Below are 20,074 nucleotides of genomic sequence, written 5' to 3'. Positions count from 1 at the left end.
GGTAGTTAATGAAATTATGGTTATTTGGTACGTATAAATGGCAGGGTAATCCAAAAGCCTTGTTTATGTATATGAACAAACATTATAAAAAAACCCATGAACTATGGTGGATAGCAGATAACAAAGAAGATGCTCAAAAAGTAAAATCATTAGGATTCAATTCAACATATTTGAATTCTGATATTTCAAATTACTTATTCAAGAATGCTGATGTTTATGTTAATGAAAATTTTAGACAAACATATCCAAGTAGTATGAATGAAAATATAACAATTTTAAATATGTGGCATGGTGTAGGTATTAAACATATTGAACTTGGCTTGGGGATGGAATCAGCTCTTAGTCAAGATATTGTAAAAAAATATATAAAGAATACTGATTTGTATAAAAAGAACACGTTATTTTTATCTACATCCCCATTTATGGATCAGCATTTTAAAAATGATACTTTAATTGACAGTCAGCATTTTATTAAAGGTCCATATCCTAGGAATATAGTCTATAAGGATTCTGATTTAACTCAAATTGAAAATTATACTCAGCTTTCTAAATTAGATAATTATAATAAAGTATACTTATTTGCACCAACTTATAGATACAGACAGATAAATGGAGTGTTTAGCTCATTAATCCCTGATTTAGCAAAACTTAATAGAAGTTTAGCTAATACAAATTCATGCATGATTATTAAAGTCCATCCATTTATGACAAAAGATCCTGAGTACCAATACGTAATAACAAATCAACAAGAATATTCAAATATAATTTTATGGAATGATGAATTTGATATATATGAAATATTCAACAAAATTGATATAGGTATAGTTGACTATTCATCTATTTTTTACGATTTATTGGAAGCTGGTGTTGACAAATATATCCGTTATATACCTGATTATGATGAGTATATTAATGATTCAGAATTAATTGCTGATTATTTTGAAAATACAGATGGCGAAATTGTAAACTCATATAATGACCTCTTAACTGTAATTGAAGGTGACATCAAGCCGGTTAATAACATTGAAAATTTATTAAATAAATTTTTTGAGCATCGCAAAAATTTCAGTATTGATAACATAATTAATGAAGCTGATTCGTTTACTCCCAAAAAAGCAAAGCTCCCTGAGTTACATACTTTTGATATATTTGATACTTTATTTAGAAGAAAAACTCTCGAGCCTAGAAGTATATTTTATAAAGTACAGCAGAATTTAAGGAGAAGTGAAATCTCTTTTCCAAAGTTTTTTGTAGAAGAATATCCTAAAATAAGGCATCAAGTTGAAATGGATTTAAGGGATGTATTTAGAAAAACTGTATTTGAAAGAGAGACAGATAAGTTAGAAATATCACTGTATGAACTTTTAAAAAGATTACAAGAAAATTTCGAATTATCAAATGAACAGGTTGATTTTCTATATAAAAGTGAAGTAGATGAAGAAATAAAAAATGTAGAACCATTACATGATAAAATTGAAGAATTATTTTCATTAAAAGCTAATGGACATGAAATAATATTATTAAGTGATATGTATTTGCCAGAAAATATAATTAAAGAAATGCTCATGAAAGTTGATAAAAGATTTAATAGTATAAAACTTTATGTTTCTAGTGAAATAGGCTATCAAAAATCAACAGGTAAATTATACGAATATCTATTTTTTAATGTAGATTCATATAACTTCACGAAGTGGGTGCATCATGGTGATAATAATCATGCAGATGGTAACGTACCTAGGAGATATGGCATAAAAACGATTGTTCATGATATGGATACTTATATTCCGTTCGAAAGATATTTGATAAATGAATCTACTCACGAATATAAATGGGATAGTTATAAAATAGCTACTAAAATCCAAAGATTTAGATGGGAATGCTTAAATGCTAAAAGTATGACGTTTGATGATAAGTTGTTTTATAGTTTTGCATACATTGGTTCTGCATTTGTTCCTTATGTACATTGGGCAATAAAACATGCAATAAAGCAAGGGTATGAAATATTGTACTTTATTTCAAGAGATGGTCATTTCTTGAAGGAAATTGCTGATGTACTCATAAAAGAATTAAATCTCCCGATAAAAACTAAGTACATTTATGGATCAAGAAAGGCATGGAGAGTGGCTTCATTTATAGATAAAATTGATGATGAATCATTTACACCATTTGGAATGTTTTCAAATATAACAAATTTTGATGATTTAGTTTCAAGTAGCCAAATTTCTAAAGAAAAATTACTAGATCTAATACCTAGCCTTAACAAATATCAAGAAAAAACAATTGGAGAAAGTGATTTAATAGAAATTAGAAGAATATTAAGTGAATCACATGATTATCATAATGAAGTTCTAAAATTAGCGACAGAAAAACGAAAATTAGTTACAAAATATTTGAAAGAGAATATTGATTTTTCTCAAAAATTTGCATTTGTTGAGTTTTGGGGAAGAGGTTATACTCAAGACACTTTAACTAGACTATTAGACAATGCTGCGGGTAGAAAAGTACTAAACCCGTTTTATTATATAAGAAACTTTACACCTAATTTTGATAATTCGATACGTCATCGATTTACTGTAAAACCATCTAATTATAGTTATTTTGAACCGATATTTGCTCAAACACCTTATTTAAGTATTCCAGGTTATGAAAATGATGACAAGGGTACTGTAAAACCATTAATTATTCCACAAAATAATGAATTCCATGAAAGTATTAGTGAAGGAATTAAAAGGTTTGCTAAAATGTATGCGGAATTAGTTCCTGAGTTTACAGAAGACTATGAAAGAAATCTAGCTGATTTATCATATTCATATCAGTTTGCAAATCCAACGGATTATTATATTGCAACTGTATTTTCTAAGTTTAAAGATAATATCGGTATGTATGGTAAAACAAGAGAGTTTGCCCCACAAATTACTGAACATGATCTTAAAACAATAGGGATTAATAATATTCGATTGCTAACTAGAAATCTTGAAATGTCAGTTGCAAGATCTAGCGATAGTATTAGAAAGAGAATTAATGCACATTATAGAAGTGATTATAAAGGTTTAAACAAGTATTTTATTATTAATGATTTAAATAAATATATTCAAATTGATGAATTTCCAAAATATATAATCAATAAGAAAGACCAACCTGTTTTTGAAAATGTTAATTGGTCTGCAAATTCTAAGTCTACAAAGAGAATTGGAAAAGGTGAAATTGTTAAAGCGATAGGATACGAATGGACACATTCAGGAGTCCCTAGAATTAGAATAGAAGATGGGTTTATAACTGCAAGTACAGAATTTATTGGTGTAATAAGTGATATTAAATTTGTATATTCTAAAGGAGTACAAACTTTATTTAGATTATCAGATTTAAAAGATGAAATATATGTAACTAGTGAAAATGAGAAACTAGATGTTTTAGACTATGCAATAAACTCTAATAATTATCATGTTTTGCTAACAAATAAAGGATATATATTATTATCTAATAAAAGTATTTCGATAAGTATCGACAATACAAAATCAAATATCAAACATGAAGCATTTAATAGTAAAAACGTTATTTTTAAAAAGCCTTTTAGTTGGTATGAGAAGCCATCACTAACTTCAATTAAACACATTGAAAACGATATATCGCAATTGTATACTATTGATGAAATTTTCACAGGTGAGGATCAAATAGTGTATTTGAGAATTAAGAGCAGATATATAGCTGCTGATGATATTGAATTTATAGAAGTGAATAATAGTTATAAAAATTATATTTATAATATGAAATTCCCTTATGTTGAATTAAAAGATGATACAGCGGTATTTAACTCAATACATTTTAATGAGAAAACAAAATTATTAAATAAGCTATCTAAATATTCACAATATAAAATTGAAGGAATAGAATGGTTAGAAAATGGTGTGCCAAGGTTAAAGATTAACAAAGGATATATCTCAGCAAACCTTAAGTATGTTACTCCAAAAAGTAATCTAGAGCCGATAAAAAATACTATAAAAAGAAATGAATTAGTGTATAAAAGCTTAACAAAATTAAGACACAGATTTAAAAAGTAATTAAGAGAGATAAATAAATTCGGGATAGGAGATATAAATATGATATATGCAGGTATATTGGCTGGAGGAATTGGTTCTAGAATGGGAAACGTTCCACTTCCAAAGCAATTTTTGGAATTGGATGGAAAACCGATTATTGTCCATACACTCGAAAAATTTATACTTACTAAAGAGTTTGATAAAATCTATATAGCTACTCCACAAAAATGGGTAACTCATACTAAAGACACACTAAGCAAGCATAATATTTTAGATAATAGAATAGAAATAGTTGCTGGCGGGAAAGATCGAAATGAAACAATTATGAATATTATAAGTTCGATAAATGAGCACAATACTTTAACAGATGAAGATGTAATTATTACTCATGATGCAGTTCGTCCGTTTCTCACAAGAAGAATAATAAAAGAGAATATTGATTATGTTTTAGAATATGGTGCTGTCGATACAGTAATTCCTGCTACAGATACAATTATTAGTTCTGAAGATGGAGAACACATAAAAGATATACCTGTTAGAAATACTATGTATCAAGGTCAAACTCCACAATCTTTTAATATAAATTTATTACTTGAAAATTATAATAGACTTACAGATCAAGATAAGGAAATACTTACTGATGCTTGTAAAATTTTAATAGTTTCAAATCAAAATGTTAAAATTGTTTCAGGCGAACTTTATAATATTAAAATTACTACTCCCTATGATTTGAAAGTTGCAAACTCAATCATAAAAGGTGGAATCATAAATGATTAATCAAGTATATCAACTTGTAGCTCCACGCCAATTTGAGATTACTTACAACAATGAATCTATAACAGATAATAAAGTGGTTATCAGACCACTTTATTTATCTATTTGTGCAGCAGATCAAAGATATTATACTGGGAATAGAAATGAAGACGTGTTAGAAAAAAAGCTTCCTATGTCCTTGATTCATGAAGCAGTAGGAGAGGTTGTATATGATTTTAATGGCAGATATAAAAAAGGTACTAAGGTTATTTTAGTACCAAATTCACCAGTGGAGACAGATAAGGTTATTGGAGAAAACTATTTGCCTAGTAGTAAATTTAGATCTAGTGGTTATGATGGTTTCATGCAAGATTATGTATTTATGGATTATGATAGAATAGTAGAAATTCCAGATGGAATAGATTTGAGTATTTTATCGTATTCTGAATTAGTTACAGTCAGTTGGCATTCAATACAAAGGTTTGAAAAAAAATCTATTTCAAATAGAAGTAGTTTTGGGATATGGGGTGATGGTAACTTAGGTTATATTACTGCAATTTTATTACGAAAGTTATATCCAAATGCAAAAATATATGTGTTTGGTAAAACTGACTTTAAATTAAGTCATTTTTCATTTGTAGATGATATATTTTATATTAATCATTTGCCAAAAGACATTAAAATTGATCATGGTTTTGAGTGCGTGGGTGGTAAAGGAAGTCAGTCAGCAATAAATCAAATAATAGATTTAATTTCTCCGGAAGGCAGTATATCTTTACTTGGTGTAAGTGAATATCCGATTGAAATTAATACTAGGCTAGTACTTGAAAAAGGTATAACAATGATAGGAAGTAGTAGAAGTAGTGCTAAAGATTTCCAAGAAGTTGCGCTTTTTTACAAACAGAATCCTGATGTAATTGAGAAATTAGCATTACTTAAAAGTAGAGAATTTGAAGTTAAAAATATCAATGATGCTATCGATGCATTTGAATATGACTTATCTAAATCATGGGGTAAGACAATAATTAAATGGGACTTATAAATTAATATTAACTAAATGAACTTGTTGGAGTTGAATAAATTGAACAAATATAATATAAAAATAGATAATATATATTGGGAACGCATTCAACTCTATATTGAAGGGCATACTCACGGTTTAGATATCAATGATGGTGAGTTTTTTTTAAAGGATGTTTATACTAATAAAATTTTTAAACCTAATGAATTTAAAGTTTTTGAAAAAGGGTCTTTTAGATTAAGATTTAATATAGCGATTAGTAATGATGGAAGTTATTTACCAAGTGGCCAATTTAACATTATTTTTAAACAGGACATTGAATATATTGCTAATCTATCTGGAAAATTATTTGATCCTTTAACTTATGATATGAATGATGAAAACAGAAAAAAATATGAATTAATAAAAAACGATAATGATAAAATTAATTTTTTGTTGAGGAACTTTACTCATGTATTTACTAAAAAAAGTCAGACAAAAGACATAGTATATAAAGTAGTTCCTATAATTTCAGGTAAATCAAATAAATTACTTTTGAAAGTTGAATTTTCAAATCCCAATCAAATATTAAAAATGATAAATGAAAAATTAAAATCTTTAAAAAAACCTTATAAAAATATTTCTTATGAGATGAGAAAAGTAATTTTTAATAGTATATTTATTATATCTAAAACTATAAATAAAAAAAATAGTGATACTGTTTTATTTACTTCTGACTCTAGAGGAAATAGATCTGGAAATATCAAATATATTTATGAGGAAATGATGAAACAAGGTCTTAACAAAAAATATAAATTTCATGAAATTTATAAGTCTAATGTGTCTCTTAGAAGAAGCAAGGTTGATAAATTTTTATTTCCATATCTATTGGGAAAAGCTGACTATATATTTTTAGATGATTATCATCCACTTCTATATCATCTGAATTTTAGAAAAAACCAAGAAATAATACAACTTTGGCATGCAGTAGGTTCTTTTAAAACAGTTGGATATAGTAGAACAGGTATGAAAGATGGACCGTTTTTTAATTCAGTTAACCATAGAAATTACACCAAAGTATATGTTTCGTCGGAAAAAGATGTGGCCAATTATGCTGAAGCATTTGGTATATTAGAGTCAAAAATATATCCTCTAGGAATACCAAGAACGGATATGTTTTTTGATGATCAATATAAAAAAATTGCAGTTCAAAAAGTACAAAAAAGTTATCCTATATTAAAAAATAAAAATATAATATTATATGCACCTACATTTCGTGGAAGTGGTCATTATACAGCCTTCTATCCTTATGAGATGCTTGACTTTGAAAAATTGGCGAGGTATTGTTCTGAAACAAATTCAATTATATTACTTAAAATGCACCCGTTCGTAAGAAAAGGGATTGAAATACCTGAAAATTATAATGAGTATTTTATAGATATTTCAAAGTATAGAGAGATAAATGATTTTCTATTAGTAGCAGACATCTTAATTAGCGACTATTCTTCATTAATATATGAATTTGCTATTTTAAAAAAACCAATGTTATTCTATGCATTTGATTTAGAAGAGTATTCGTCTAATAGGGGTTTTTATGAACCGTATAATGAATTTGTACCAGGCAAAATTGTTAATACATTTGAGGAACTAATAGACTCATTATATAGAAATGATTTTGACCAAGAAAAAATAGATAGGTTTTTAAAAAAACGTTTTACCTATCTAGACGGTAATTCAAGCGAACGAATTGTAAAACATATTTTTAAAACATAAATAAAAAGAATTTCATCTTCTTCTAATACATTTTTTAAGTTAATTTAAAAACTTCAATAATAATGGGACGCCACCAAATTGGACTGTTGAATTTAAGAGATTAAGCAACTTTGTGTTGATTAATCTCTTTTTTTATTCCGTCTTATAAATTTTTAAGCGTAAAATAATTCTGTTTTAGATATTACATGATTTATGTATGCGAATAAAACCATTTTTATGTTTAAAAGTCAAAATATTACAAACCTAAGGAGATAATGTAATTTATAAGTATTAATTATTTGAAATTAATCTATAGTTATTAATCTATAAATTTACAACAACTTCTAATAAATTTTGCTAAAGTTAAAATAGTGCAATTTGTAAAACTTGAAATAATATTTAACCATTAAAAACATTTACTTAATTGAAATTATATATATGTATTTAATAGTTACATGGTATAATTATCTTATGTAATTCTTTTGTTTAAATATTATGTTGAATTTGTATGAGATTACATAGAAATATAGATAACTTTCATATATAGAGGGAAATAAAAGAAGTTTTCGAGATATAAATAATCGGGGAAGAGGATTAATAATGAGCAAATTTATAAAAGTAATGAGTATGTCATTAGTATCAATATCAATTTTGATTTATATTCAAAATATTATGCAAGATTACGTAGAAATTAGAGATGGAGAAGTAAAAGAAGCTGAATTAGAGTAGTAGATCTTTACTTATAAAATATACTAATTATATTTTCTATTATAATAAAATACTAATATTAAGCAACCTTAATAGTTTATGTAAGGTTGCATTCTTACGTTATTAGAAATTTTAAAATCGTAAAAATTAAACAGAAAAAATAGTTAAAAATTATTCTAAAGATATCGAGCTCAGGAATTAAAATGTTTAGTTTTAAATGTAAATTCAATTTGTAACTAGTTAGAGTAGATAAGGAGAAATAGAATGAATGAATTAACAGTCATTATCACATATTACAATAAAGAGGAATATATTCAGGATTGTATAAGAAGTCTTAAAAATCAAAGAAATCAAGATTTTGATGTGATTATTGTTAATGATGGCTCAGAAGATAAGACTACTGAAATATTATTAAGAGAATTAGAAACTTATGATAAAGATGTTCAAATTATTAATTTTGATAAGAATCAAGGTCATGCAAAAGCAAGAAATAAAGCTATTGAGAATGTAAATACTGATTACTTTATGTTTTTAGATGCTGATGATCAACTTGCTTCTTATGCAATTGGCTATTATTTAAAGAATATTGGTGGACTTGATGCGTTAATTGCACCAATTCATAAATTCACATTACGCAAACCACAATATATTAATCAAAATGTAGTAAAAGTAAAAAGGTATAAATATGAAACAAATGCTAATTCATTCTTGAGAAAGAACTCAGCATGCAACATTATTTTTAAAACAAGTATCGCAAAAAGATATAATGTTAAATTTAATGAAGAGTTAGAAATTTATACTGATAATTCATTTATTATAGATTATGCATCACATGTAGATGAATTTATTAGAATATTTAACTTCCCATTTTATTATCGTGGTGAAGTTTATGATCCGTTTAAAGGAAAAGTATTAACTGAACAAGAGTTTGATATTTTATTTGTGGATTATGCAAAAAGTTTCTTTGATTCATTGAAGAGAAATAAAAATAAAGTCCATAGAACATTTTTATTAGAACAAATGAAAACATATATTATGAAAGAGTTTAGTCCTATTCATAGAGATGTTCAATCTCGATATGAAAAGCATGGAAAACTTCTAAGTAGAATAGCTAAAGAATTGAGAGCACCTAATTTAAATGAAGGTAAATACTTATTCCAAACAGAAATGTTCTTATTACGTATGAAAAAGCCAGAACTTGCTTTGAAAATTAACAAATTCAGAAAATATGCTAGACATTTTAAAAGTATTGCTCTTAAAACAAAAAATAAAAATAAAGCTATCTATTCCTTGTTTGATAATGAATCAAATGTTGATAATAATGTAGTTGTTTTTGAAGCTTTTGGTGGTAAAAACTATAGTGATAGCCCTAAATATATCTATGAATATATGCTTAGAAATTATCCTGAGAATCAGTATGTGTGGATACTTAAAAATCCTAGTAAATCAGTGATACCAGGTAATCCTTTAAAGATAAAAAAAGGATCTTTAGAGTACTATAAAGCTTATTCTAAAGCTAAAATTTGGGTTAATAATGCAAGGTTGCCATTAGCTTTAAATAAGAAAGATAATCAAAAATATATTCAAACTTGGCACGGAACACCTTTGAAAAAATTAGCAAATGATATGAAAGTTGTAAGAATGCCAAGTACAACAACACCACAATATAAAAGGAATTTCCATATGGAAACTTCGAGATGGGATTATTTAGTTTCACCTAACCATTATTCTACTGAAATATTTGAATCTGCCTTTTGGATGGATGAAGAAAGAGTACTAGAAATTGGATATCCAAGAAATGATTTACTTGTCACACATGCAAATGATGAAGAATTTATTTCTAAAATAAGAGAAAATGTGAATATACCTGAAGGTAAAAAGGTCTTAATGTATGCGCCGACTTGGAGAGATGATGAGTTTATTAAGAAAGGTCAGTACTTATTTGAGTTGAAAATTAACTTAGAAAACCTTTATGAAAGTATTGGCGAAGAATATGTTATCTTGCTAAGAATGCATTATTTAATATCGAATGCTATAGATTTATCTGGATATGAAAACTTTGCGATAGATGTTTCTAATTATGATGATATTTCAGAGTTGTATCTTATTACAGATGCATTAATTACAGATTATTCATCAGTAATGTTTGATTATGGTATATTGAAACGCCCACAATTCTTCTTTGCATATGATATTGAAAAATATGATAAAAATTTAAGAGGATTTTATTTAGATTATGTTAATGATTTACCAGGACCGATTATTGAAGATCCGTTTGATTTAGCTGATAGTTTGAAAGATATAGATTTAATCAAAGAATCTTATCAAGATAAAATTGATGAATTTTATGAAAGGTTCTGTAGCTTAGAACAAGGGGAATCATCTAAGTATATTGGTGAGTTAATTAATAAAGAAATGAATAATAAATAGAAGAGAGTGTAATATATTGGAGAAGATTTTATCAATAATAGTACCAGTATATAATAAAGAAATGTTTCTTAAAGAATGTGTAGAGTCAATTGGGAATCTTGAGATTAGTAAAGATAAAATTGAAGCATTATTTATTGATGACGTTTCTACAGATAATTCTTATGAAATTCTAAAAGAATATGAGAAACAGAATGATTTTGTAAAGGTAATTCAATTAAATGAAAATTCTGGAAGTCCATCGAAGCCTAGAAATGTTGGTATTAAAGAGGCTAAAGGGGAGTATGTTACATTCTTAGATGCAGATGATTGGTTAGATACTAAGGGGATGCCAATATTAATAAATCAAGTAAAAGAAAATAATTCAGATATTGGGTTTGGCCAAAGTATAAAACACGAGGATAAGTCAATAACAAAGCCAGCGAGATTTACTTCATTTAAAGTAGATAATAATCTTGTACCTTATGAAATAAATAAAATTTTTAGAGCAGTTGGACCACCTGGGAAAATATTGAAGAGAAGTATCATCATTGATAATAATATTGAATTTAAACATATGAAGTATGGTGAAGATAAATTATTCTTTATCGAAGCCATATCTAAGTGCAAAACTGCATCAATGAATGATGTACCAGTTTATCATGTGAATAGATATCGTGAAAATGATTCTTTAGTTAAACAAACCGATATTATAGAAAAATCATATTTGAATTTAGATGTTTTAAAAGAAGTATTAAAGTTAAATCTACAAGAAACGGCTGAATATCAGGCATTATCACGAATTATAGAACTTGATTTTATAACTAGATTGTTTAATAGAAAACGATTTTTAAATCGACTTAACAAACAACCTTTTTATGATATTTTCGATGAAATGCTAAAAGTATTAGAGGATTATGGCAAGAATATTGAAGATTATATAAGCGATAGAAAGATAATAAACATTTATAATTTATTGAAAAATAAAGAATATGAAAAATTGAATGGATTAATCAATATTCATGTTAAAGGTGGAAATGCAAGTAAGTATATTAAAGATAATGTAATCCATTATGATATGCCTGAATCATTAAGTGAATGTTTACCTATAATAGATGAATTCTATGCGACATATAATGGTACATATATGATTAATAATAAAAAATATGAAAAAATTAATGTGTATAAAGAAGATGAAGTGAAAATTAGGAAGGTATTGTTAACAGAGATTAATAAGGAACCTAATCAATTTGAAGTAGATTACATAGAAAAAGATAATTACATTCTTGTAGAATCAGACTCTTTAAATAAAGCTTCTTATAATTTTAATATTACGATAATTTATAATGAATATATTCCTTTTATTGTAAATATGCTTTTACCTAATGGGAATAAAGATATTAAGCTTAATAGGCAAAATTTTAAAGCTGAATTTAAAGTTAATAATCAAAATGAGATGTCTGTTGAAGATAAATTTAGTCAAAAATATTACATTAAAAATCCGACTAAAGTTATTATCACTAAAAAGTTAAATGTATATAATGATCCTAACTTTGATGAAAAAATGGATTTAAGTTTTAGTATTGGAGAACTAGTGGATGTAGAAGCTATTGCTTTTTCATCTAAAGGAACACCAAGACTTCATTTAACAAATGGTACCTATATAACTGCAAATAAATTATTTGTTAAAGAAATAGCAGAATATAAAGATTCGTATTTATATGATATTCCTAAAAGAGTGAGTATATTAAAAAAATGTAAAGAATACAATTCACCTAAATTTGAAGGTGAAATAATTAGAGGCTATAAAGTTAATGATGAAGTTGATATTGAGAGTATTGTTATGTCACCAAAATTAACTCCAAGGCTTAAAACTCGAAACGGTTTTATTACGGCAAATAAAGAATTTGTTAGACCTATTGATTAATCTGAAAATAAAATATTGTTATGTAAAAAGGTCAGTTCCAGATATGGACTGACCTTTTTTGTGTAATTAAAACCAAATTTTTTTCTCTTACAAGGTTTTATGATCTTCCTATATTGGAATCCATTGTTGAGATTGGTGATTTAAATTTTTTGCTTTTTGCTTTCTTTTTAGGAATTGGAACAATATAATTTCCGTAGGGCAATTTAGAAATTAGGAAGACTATGAAAATTGAAACAGATAAAATTGAAATTAACGTAGGTACAAACATATAAGTTTCTCCTATATTCTCAAACAACTTTGTTCTTTTTAGTGTATACATTACAAATACATGTACTAGGTATATCCCCATTGAATAGTTACCTATTAATGTCAAAATATTAAATAAAATAGGTTCTTTTTCAATATAGGAATAGATATATGTTAGAAAAATAAAGAATAAAGGAATATAAATTAAATTATAGCTATGGATTGATGTAAATAAATTGTTTATATCAATACTTATTATTAGATCAACAAACATAATCCCTATACAGACACTTAGCACTTTTTTGTATTTAATTATAAATTCTTGAAATTCACTGTAATACTTTGCTAGTGCTATCCCTAGCATAAAATAGAATATCCAATTAAATAAGAATGCTTGGTTGTTAAGTAATTCCTCTAGAGGTTTGAAATGTAACACGAAATTTTCTTTATTTATCCACCATAGATTTATAATAGCCGACAAACATAATGCACCTATCATTGGAGCACCTTTTTTTACCCTGTGTAATATAGGAAAGAAAACATAAAACTGAATAACAGTTAAAATAAAATATAAATGGTATTGGGCGTCACCTTTCATAAAATATGAAAATACATTTATATTTTCATCTAAATTATGTAAGTAAAAATAACGATATGATAGATAGAAACTAGTCCAAATTAAATACGGGATAAATATTTTAGAAAACCTTGATTTAACAAAATACTTTAAATCAAACCCTCTATTTAATACTGACGCAGTTAATAAAAAAGCACTAATTATTGCAAAAATAGGTGTCCCTAACCTGCTTATTTGGTTTAAATATCCGAGCCAATCATTAGCAAAAATATTATCTCTATGATAGGAATTAGCCGTAAGATGTACTATAACAATCATTATTGCTGCTATTGCCCTAATAACAGGTATTTCTTTATAATACTTCAAAATTATCATCCTTCACAATTAAATTGAATCAAACTTATTTTATAATATACTTAATTGTGAATTAAGTAAAGATTTTTTTGTGAATTTTTAAATACTGAGTTTCTTTTTATAAAGAATAATTTAACTTTTGTAAATTATTAACAATTATTGCTTCATTACTTTATAATGAAGAACTTTTATTTGTATAACTAAAGTACTATTTAGACTTGAATTGTTTATAATGAAATTTGTTTTAGGATATAGTAGTAATAATAAAAGTCCCTTCATATAATAGTGATAGGGCTATTGGATATTTATAAATATTAAAACATTAAGAAAATCAAATAATTAAAGTAAATCTAGTTCTTTATATATTTAAATCAAAACTTATTAAGGATTATTATTAAAAGCACCGTCAACGTTAAACTCTTTCATTTCTTTAACTTCTTTTTCATTATTTAGTGTAAAGACATGAACTTTCAATCCGTGTTTATGTACTTTTTCTACTAATTCTTCATTAATAATATCTTTATTGAAACCAAGTCCATATGTGAATTTAGATAGTCTTTCCAATTCTTTGTCGTTTAATTTTTTTACATCTTTATCATTTATTAAATGAATTAACGGTATGTTTTCATTTAGTTTATGTATATTTTTGAGACTCGTTTCAGAGAATGATTGAATGATTAAGTTACCTTTTTTCAAACTTTCTTTTTTAAGCAAGCCATTATTATCTAAATCTTTAATTAGTTTTTCATCCATTCCTGGATACATATCTGGATGCTTAGTTTCAATATAAAAATTAGTTTTATCTTTATATTTATTCAAGATATCATTTAATTCTGGTACTTTTTCATTCTTATATTTTTTATCAAACCACGATCCAGCATCTAAGCTTTTTATTTCTTTTAAAGTTTTATCTTTAACTAATCCAGTTCCATTTGTAGTTCTATCTACTTTATTATCATGCATAGCAATTAATTTATTATCTTTAGTCATTTGTAAATCTAACTCTGTATAATCTGCATTTTGTTTTATTGCTTTATCATAAGATGCATATGTATGTTCTGGTTTAGAACCACTTGCGCCTCTGTGAGCTATGTTTAAATAGTCTTTGTCTAAAGTGCTGTTCCCACATCCAGCTAATAATATACAATTTATTATACTAATACTTATTAATTTCTTCATTTTTCATTCTCCTACAAGTTTATTTAACTATTTATCATAGTATCATTTATTTACATAAAAAAACCCTTTTTATTAAGCTAGGTTTTAAATTTATTGCACCTTTGTAATTCTTAATCTTTCATGCGATACATAACAATTATTAGTAAGTGAGTATACACAGCAAAAACCATTTACAATTTCAAATACATAAAATCTCTGACTGCTTTTATACACTTTATAAAAATGATTGATTTAATTATAAAAGAATAGAAGGTTCTTAAAGAATTTGAGAAAAGACGATTTAGTGCCTCAAATTAATCAGCATTTAGATGATGGAAATGAATATACGAAATTTGTGATATGTAGTGAAAATGTTGAATTGTATTATAAGCAGACAGATCGTATTGATGCATCTAAGATTTATAAAATCAACTTAGCAGATAAACATATTACGTCACATCCTGAAGTTTCAAGAAATAGCGTACCGGAACAATTAACCATCTTAAATAATTTCTTTGCAACACATATATAAAGGTTAGCTCACGCGAGCTAACCTTTTTTGATACGATCTCATTCATCAACGCCTAATTCTTTCTTTGCCATTTTCTCATATGCCGCTTCTCCTGAGGCAAGCGCAAATTCAGCAATAAACATTGGAAACACTGCATTTAATTCAATAATATGTTCTTTCATATGTGGCCATGTCGTACCACCAGCTTTATCATAAGCTTCTATCAGATCATCTAGCCCTTCATCGCCAAATACACGGTGATGTCCCATAAAATCATTGGACGGGTCTGCATGACTTGCTTCTGTCCAATCTATAAGACCTGTCACATTTGCTTCTTTATCCACCATAATATGACCTGGATGCAAGTCTCCGTGTATCATCGTGACATGATTTGGCCATAGCTCATCTCGCTCTAACCATGTTTGCCATCTATTCCATAAGTCAGGGGAGACACCGAACGTTTCTTTCACTTTATGCATACGTTCTTGATAGTCTTGTTTAATTTGTTGAATCGTTGTCGTCTTAATGTCACTTGAAACGAGTTCTTCATCTGTTATACGATGCAAATCAACGAGTACTTCTGCCAGTGTATCAATAAAGTTCTGAGGCACGGGTTTATGTTCTATTTCCCATACGTATTGTTGTAATTCAGGATCAATTGTAGCTGCAGGTACGCCTGTTAGTTTAGGATATGCAATTAATGTTTCTTTATGAATTTGCCAGTTAGGTACTTCAAATGATACATGTTGTTGTACGAAGTCTACGGTTTCTTTTTCTGAGTCTGTCCGTTCATACACTTCTGGTCTTCTCGGTATGCGTAATACCCATTCAACACCATGTCTATCTCCAGCAAATGCTACTTGAAAATCAAGTCCTGATTCGTTTATTGTAATTGATTCAGGTTGAATATCTAAACCACATTCTGCGGCAATCGTGACAATGTTTTCATGTTGTGTCATATTGAGCGCTCCTTAAAGGTTATTTTTAGATTTCTTAGCTTTTATCCAATTTCTCCGTATTTCATCTTATAAGATACATAACCTGATTTATAAAAGTATTTTTGTTTTTCAGCTTCTTTGTAATCCAGAAGTCCTAATGCGCGAATCACATTAAAAGCAAAGTCTACAGCGCTTGATCCGTTTGCTGTGACGAGGTTCTTATCAACAACACTATCTTCATTCATAAAGTCTAATGCGTTTGTATAGGCTTTGTAGTTCTCTTCTGTCGTCCATTGGTTCAAATCATTTCCTGTATGTTTATATCCCGTAAGTAATCCATTTCGTGCAAAGAAGTCAACAGCTGCACATATTGCACCTACAACGAAATTGTTGTCTAATGATGTCTTAATGAGTTGAACGAGTTGTTCGTTTTCAATTTGTGACCAATTGTTACCGCCAATGATAATTAAAGCATCGTAAGGGTCTTTAATGTCATCAATTGTATAGTCAACGATTGTCTTCAATTGGCCGATAGATGTCACAGTTGATTCACCTAATGATACTGTATCGATTTCAAATCCGTGTGACATTGCAAGTTCTGCAGCAACGTAACTGACTTTCCAATCTGCATATGCTTCTGTAAGAACGATTAACGCTTTTTTCATAAAAATAACACCCCTTGTTAAATTTATTTAAAGATTATTTTTATCATGATACAAAGGCATCTCATATGCAAATGATAACTAACGGTATTTGTGGTATGATGTAATAAATGATAACGTTTCTCAATTATAGAAGGGAATATAACGGGAGTGAAAAGTTATGCAAGTAGTACAAAAATTTTTATGGAATGATCGGTTCTTAACGGTGGCTATGCCAGTTGGTTATGATGAACAAAATCCTAAACCATTCAAGACAATTATCGTTCAAGACGGGGATTATATATTTAATAAACTGATTGAAGATAAGCCACGAGATATTATGTATGTCGGTATTGAACCGGTTGATAGAAATAGGGAATATACGCCATGGGAAGAGCAAGTTGATCAAGCACATTATGCGGGAGATGCTGATCAATATTTAGATATGTTGGAATTTGAATTAATACCATTTCTTAAAGAACATTATCATATCTTTGATGAAGCGGAATATTTAGCAATCGGTGGTGGATCTTTCGGCGCGTTAGTCTCATTATATGCTTTACTAACACGTCCACACTTATTTGGTAGCTATATTTTAATGTCTGCTTCTATGTGGTATCCGAACTTTTTAGATTTTATTAAAAATAGCAAACCGATAGAGTATCCACGCCATATTTATTGGTATGTAGGAGAGCAAGAAGGGGTAGAATATCCTAATATTTTAAAATGGATGGTACCGAATACGTATGAAGCGGTTGAGTTGGTGAAAGGTAAGCTGGTCAATGATGCGTCGACTTTAACGTTTATAACAGATAAAGAAGGCATTCATAGACATGAATACTTTGAAAAATATTTCGACAAAGCGATTCATACGTTGTTTTAGATGTAATTATTATAAGTGACTTAGACATGATGAGGTGTCTAAGTCTTTTTTTGTTTTAATAAATTAAATTTAACGTATGTGAATTGCTGATATAATAAGGGTTAACATCGTTTAGGACGAATGAAATAAATGAAGAATGTTTGACAAATAACATGAATGATATTATAGTTGATTACACAACTAATCAACCAATCATGTTATAGGATAAGGAGAATGAAAATGAAACCTACTTTAAATGAAGATACACCTATATTTTTGCAAATTGCAGATATGATTAAAGATGATTTAGTTGAAGGACTTTTGTCAGAAGGCGAACAAATACCTTCCACAACGGAACTTTCAAACTTTTACAATATTAATCGAGCGACGGCTCAAAAAGGTATTGCACTGTTGATGGATGAAGGCATTGTAGCTAAGAAGAGAGGGATTGGTGTATTTATAGCTGAAGATGCGCGCGACAAGCTCGTAAATACAAGAATGCAAGACTTCTCAAACTCTTATATCCAAAACATGGTTAAAGAAGCTAAGAGACTTAATATAAGTAAGGAAGAACTCATAAGAAGGGTGGAACAAGACTATGACAATCATTGATATTCAGAACATGTCGTTTAAGTACAAAGATGAATATGTACTTCAAGATTTAACACTTCAAGATGATGAACCAATGATTATTGGTTTATGGGGACGAAATGGTTCTGGTAAGACGACGTTAATGAAACTCATGTCAGGTCAAGAAAAACAAAATTCAGGTGACATAGCAATATTAAACTATAAACCATATAACAATGCAGAAGCTTCAAAGCAAATTACGTATTTAAGAGAGAATCACTTTTTCGGAAAGTCATGGAATGTTAATGACGCGATGAAATTTGCAGCGATGTTCAATGACAATTGGAATCAAGAAGAAGCGGATTATTTAATAGATTTATTTGAACTACCAAGAAAGAAGAAGATTCGAACTTTTTCTAAAGGTATGAAGTCAATGGTTCAAAGTGTGATTGGGCTCGCAAGTCATGCACCAGTGACGATGTTAGATGAACCGACAAACGGATTGGATGCTTATATGAGAAAGTTGTTTACGCAAGCGTTGAGAGAATCGTTCGAAGCGGATCCGAGATATATCATGATTGCTTCTCATCATATTAAAGAAATTGAGCAGATATGTGAAAAGCTCATCGTGATATCTGATCATCGTGTGAAGTTACATGAGCCAATAGAATACTTTCAATCTAGAGGTGCGATTTTAGTTGGTAAATTAGAAGATATCCATCAAATTACTTCGGAGGATGCTATTATCGAGCAATCAACGATTATGAGTCAGCATAAAGTGATGGCGGATATCCCTTATGATGCAGCGTTACAAGAACAGTGTAGAGCGTTGAATGTGAAAGTTGATAAAGCAAGTATTCAAGATTATTTAGTAAATATGACAATGACAAAGGAGGCTAAACATGGGTAATTTAAAAGGGTCTTTCTCGATTATCTTTAAAGAACTAAAAGTACAATTATATACGTTTAGTATCGTACTTGTTGTTTTAGCCGCGATATACTTTGTAATTGGATTTTATATTGGACCATCAGATTCATTTAATCCTTTATTATCTGGACCGGTATACGGTATATTAGGTTTCTTACCATTATTCATGTTTGGTGATCCACTTAAATCATCAATTGAACTTGGTGCGACAAGAAGACAGTATATCGTAAGTTTATGGCTAAGTTACATTATATTTATAGTTATGATGCTTATCATTCAAGAAGTGATCAGCTTTATATTAGAGCGTGTAGCAAGTGCGGCAAATAGTGATGTAACACTTATGAGAATATCAGATATACTACCTAATGCTAGTGGATTAGATAGTATGTGGGTGGATTTCCTGGCTATATTGTTTATCGCAGGAATTTGTTTCTTACTCGGTGCGATTATGTACCGAGTAGGTATTATCCCAACAATGATTGGTGTACTATTTCTAGGTGTCATCGTATTTATCTGGTTTGTACTCGGTGATTTTACGCCATTCTTCAAATGGGTATATCAACATATTTATGAAATGCTCCATATATTAGGCGCAGTTGGAATTATATCAGCATTATGTATCTATCCAATTATGATTCAAGCAAGATTGAAGGCATAGTATTATATTGAGGCTAGGGCTAGTTGTCCTAGTCTTTTTTGATGTGAT

The 20,074-nt window shown here is 28.2% G+C and carries 17 protein-coding genes; 12 read left to right on the top strand and 5 right to left on the bottom strand.

Annotation, left to right across the window (positions count from 1 at the left end):
- Nucleotides 1-8 precede the first annotated feature (8 nt).
- The 7 genes from LQ611_RS03260 to LQ611_RS03235 all read left to right on the top strand — a co-directional run bounded on the left by LQ611_RS03260 (nt 9) and on the right by LQ611_RS03235 (nt 12,583).
- On the top strand, nt 9-4,058 hold the full coding sequence (locus LQ611_RS03260) for a CDP-glycerol glycerophosphotransferase family protein (protein ID WP_204180983.1): 4,050 nt from the start codon (nt 9-11) through the stop codon (nt 4,056-4,058).
- Nucleotides 4,059-4,097: 39 nt separating this feature from the next.
- Complete coding sequence (locus LQ611_RS03255; RefSeq protein ID WP_204180984.1) at nt 4,098-4,814, top strand: D-ribitol-5-phosphate cytidylyltransferase; 717 nt, start codon at nt 4,098-4,100, stop codon at nt 4,812-4,814.
- The gene (locus LQ611_RS03250; RefSeq protein WP_204180985.1) at nt 4,807-5,832 is read left to right on the top strand and encodes an alcohol dehydrogenase catalytic domain-containing protein; all 1,026 of its coding nucleotides are present in this window, start codon (nt 4,807-4,809) and stop codon (nt 5,830-5,832) included. The genes LQ611_RS03255 and LQ611_RS03250 overlap by 8 nt, the downstream gene beginning before the upstream one ends.
- A gap of 39 nt (nt 5,833-5,871) precedes the next feature.
- A complete protein-coding gene (locus tag LQ611_RS03245) occupies nt 5,872-7,563 on the top strand; it encodes a CDP-glycerol glycerophosphotransferase family protein (RefSeq protein WP_204180986.1) in 1,692 nt (563 codons plus the stop codon).
- A gap of 579 nt (nt 7,564-8,142) precedes the next feature.
- Nucleotides 8,143-8,271: a hypothetical protein gene (locus LQ611_RS14105; protein WP_262492420.1), complete on the top strand. Its 129-nt coding sequence runs from the start codon at nt 8,143-8,145 to the stop codon at nt 8,269-8,271.
- A gap of 243 nt (nt 8,272-8,514) precedes the next feature.
- Entirely contained in the window at nt 8,515-10,680 is a 2,166-nt protein-coding gene (locus tag LQ611_RS03240; protein WP_204180987.1) for a bifunctional glycosyltransferase/CDP-glycerol:glycerophosphate glycerophosphotransferase, read from the top strand.
- 16 nt (nt 10,681-10,696) lie between these two features.
- Nucleotides 10,697-12,583 (top strand): glycosyltransferase family 2 protein, encoded by a 1,887-nt coding sequence (locus tag LQ611_RS03235; RefSeq protein ID WP_204180988.1) that lies wholly within the window; start codon nt 10,697-10,699, stop codon nt 12,581-12,583.
- 97 nt (nt 12,584-12,680) lie between these two features.
- Here LQ611_RS03235 and LQ611_RS03230 read toward each other — a convergent pair whose 3' ends face one another.
- The 3 genes from LQ611_RS03230 to LQ611_RS14255 form a co-directional block, all read right to left on the bottom strand.
- Nucleotides 12,681-13,781: an acyltransferase gene (locus LQ611_RS03230; RefSeq protein ID WP_376750406.1), complete on the bottom strand. Its 1,101-nt coding sequence runs from the start codon at nt 13,779-13,781 to the stop codon at nt 12,681-12,683.
- A 360-nt stretch (nt 13,782-14,141) separates the two neighbouring features.
- Nucleotides 14,142-14,939 (bottom strand): glycerophosphodiester phosphodiesterase family protein, encoded by a 798-nt coding sequence (locus LQ611_RS03225; protein ID WP_204180990.1) that lies wholly within the window; start codon nt 14,937-14,939, stop codon nt 14,142-14,144.
- 90 nt (nt 14,940-15,029) lie between these two features.
- Nucleotides 15,030-15,152 carry a hypothetical protein gene (locus LQ611_RS14255; protein WP_422731125.1) on the bottom strand — a complete coding sequence of 41 codons (123 nt, stop codon included), beginning with the start codon at nt 15,150-15,152 and terminating at the stop codon, nt 15,030-15,032.
- Between the two features lie 52 nt (nt 15,153-15,204).
- Here LQ611_RS14255 and LQ611_RS03220 point away from each other — a divergent pair, with 52 nt between their 5' ends.
- Nucleotides 15,205-15,450, top strand: a complete 246-nt coding sequence (locus tag LQ611_RS03220) for a hypothetical protein (RefSeq protein WP_204180991.1) — start codon at nt 15,205-15,207, stop codon at nt 15,448-15,450.
- A gap of 38 nt (nt 15,451-15,488) precedes the next feature.
- Here the strand turns inward: LQ611_RS03220 and LQ611_RS03215 are convergent, their stop codons facing one another.
- Together LQ611_RS03215 and LQ611_RS03210 are read right to left on the bottom strand one after the other, a co-directional pair.
- Entirely contained in the window at nt 15,489-16,388 is a 900-nt protein-coding gene (locus LQ611_RS03215; RefSeq protein WP_239709334.1) for a macrolide 2'-phosphotransferase, read from the bottom strand.
- A 41-nt stretch (nt 16,389-16,429) separates the two neighbouring features.
- Complete coding sequence (locus tag LQ611_RS03210) at nt 16,430-17,032, bottom strand: DJ-1/PfpI family protein (protein ID WP_239709333.1); 603 nt, start codon at nt 17,030-17,032, stop codon at nt 16,430-16,432.
- A gap of 157 nt (nt 17,033-17,189) precedes the next feature.
- Between LQ611_RS03210 and LQ611_RS03205 the strand changes: the two genes are divergently transcribed.
- From LQ611_RS03205 to LQ611_RS03190, 4 genes are all read left to right on the top strand, one after another.
- Entirely contained in the window at nt 17,190-17,891 is a 702-nt protein-coding gene (locus LQ611_RS03205; protein ID WP_239709332.1) for an alpha/beta hydrolase, read from the top strand.
- 219 nt (nt 17,892-18,110) lie between these two features.
- A complete protein-coding gene (locus LQ611_RS03200) occupies nt 18,111-18,482 on the top strand; it encodes a GntR family transcriptional regulator (protein WP_025905784.1) in 372 nt (123 codons plus the stop codon).
- Entirely contained in the window at nt 18,469-19,350 is an 882-nt protein-coding gene (locus LQ611_RS03195) for an ATP-binding cassette domain-containing protein (protein ID WP_119475207.1), read from the top strand. The genes LQ611_RS03200 and LQ611_RS03195 overlap by 14 nt, the downstream gene beginning before the upstream one ends.
- Nucleotides 19,343-20,026, top strand: coding sequence for a hypothetical protein (locus LQ611_RS03190; protein ID WP_107596889.1), 684 nt, complete (start codon nt 19,343-19,345; stop codon nt 20,024-20,026). Before LQ611_RS03195 ends, LQ611_RS03190 begins: the two co-directional genes overlap by 8 nt.
- Nucleotides 20,027-20,074: the final 48 nt, after the last annotated feature.

The sequence above is a fragment of the Mammaliicoccus sp. L-M44 genome (assembly GCF_022386355.1).
In the GTDB taxonomy this organism is placed as follows: Bacteria; Bacillota; Bacilli; order Staphylococcales; family Staphylococcaceae; genus Mammaliicoccus; species Mammaliicoccus sciuri_A.
Note: the sequence above shows the minus strand (reverse complement) of the source record. Positions and strands in the feature narration are given on the sequence as shown.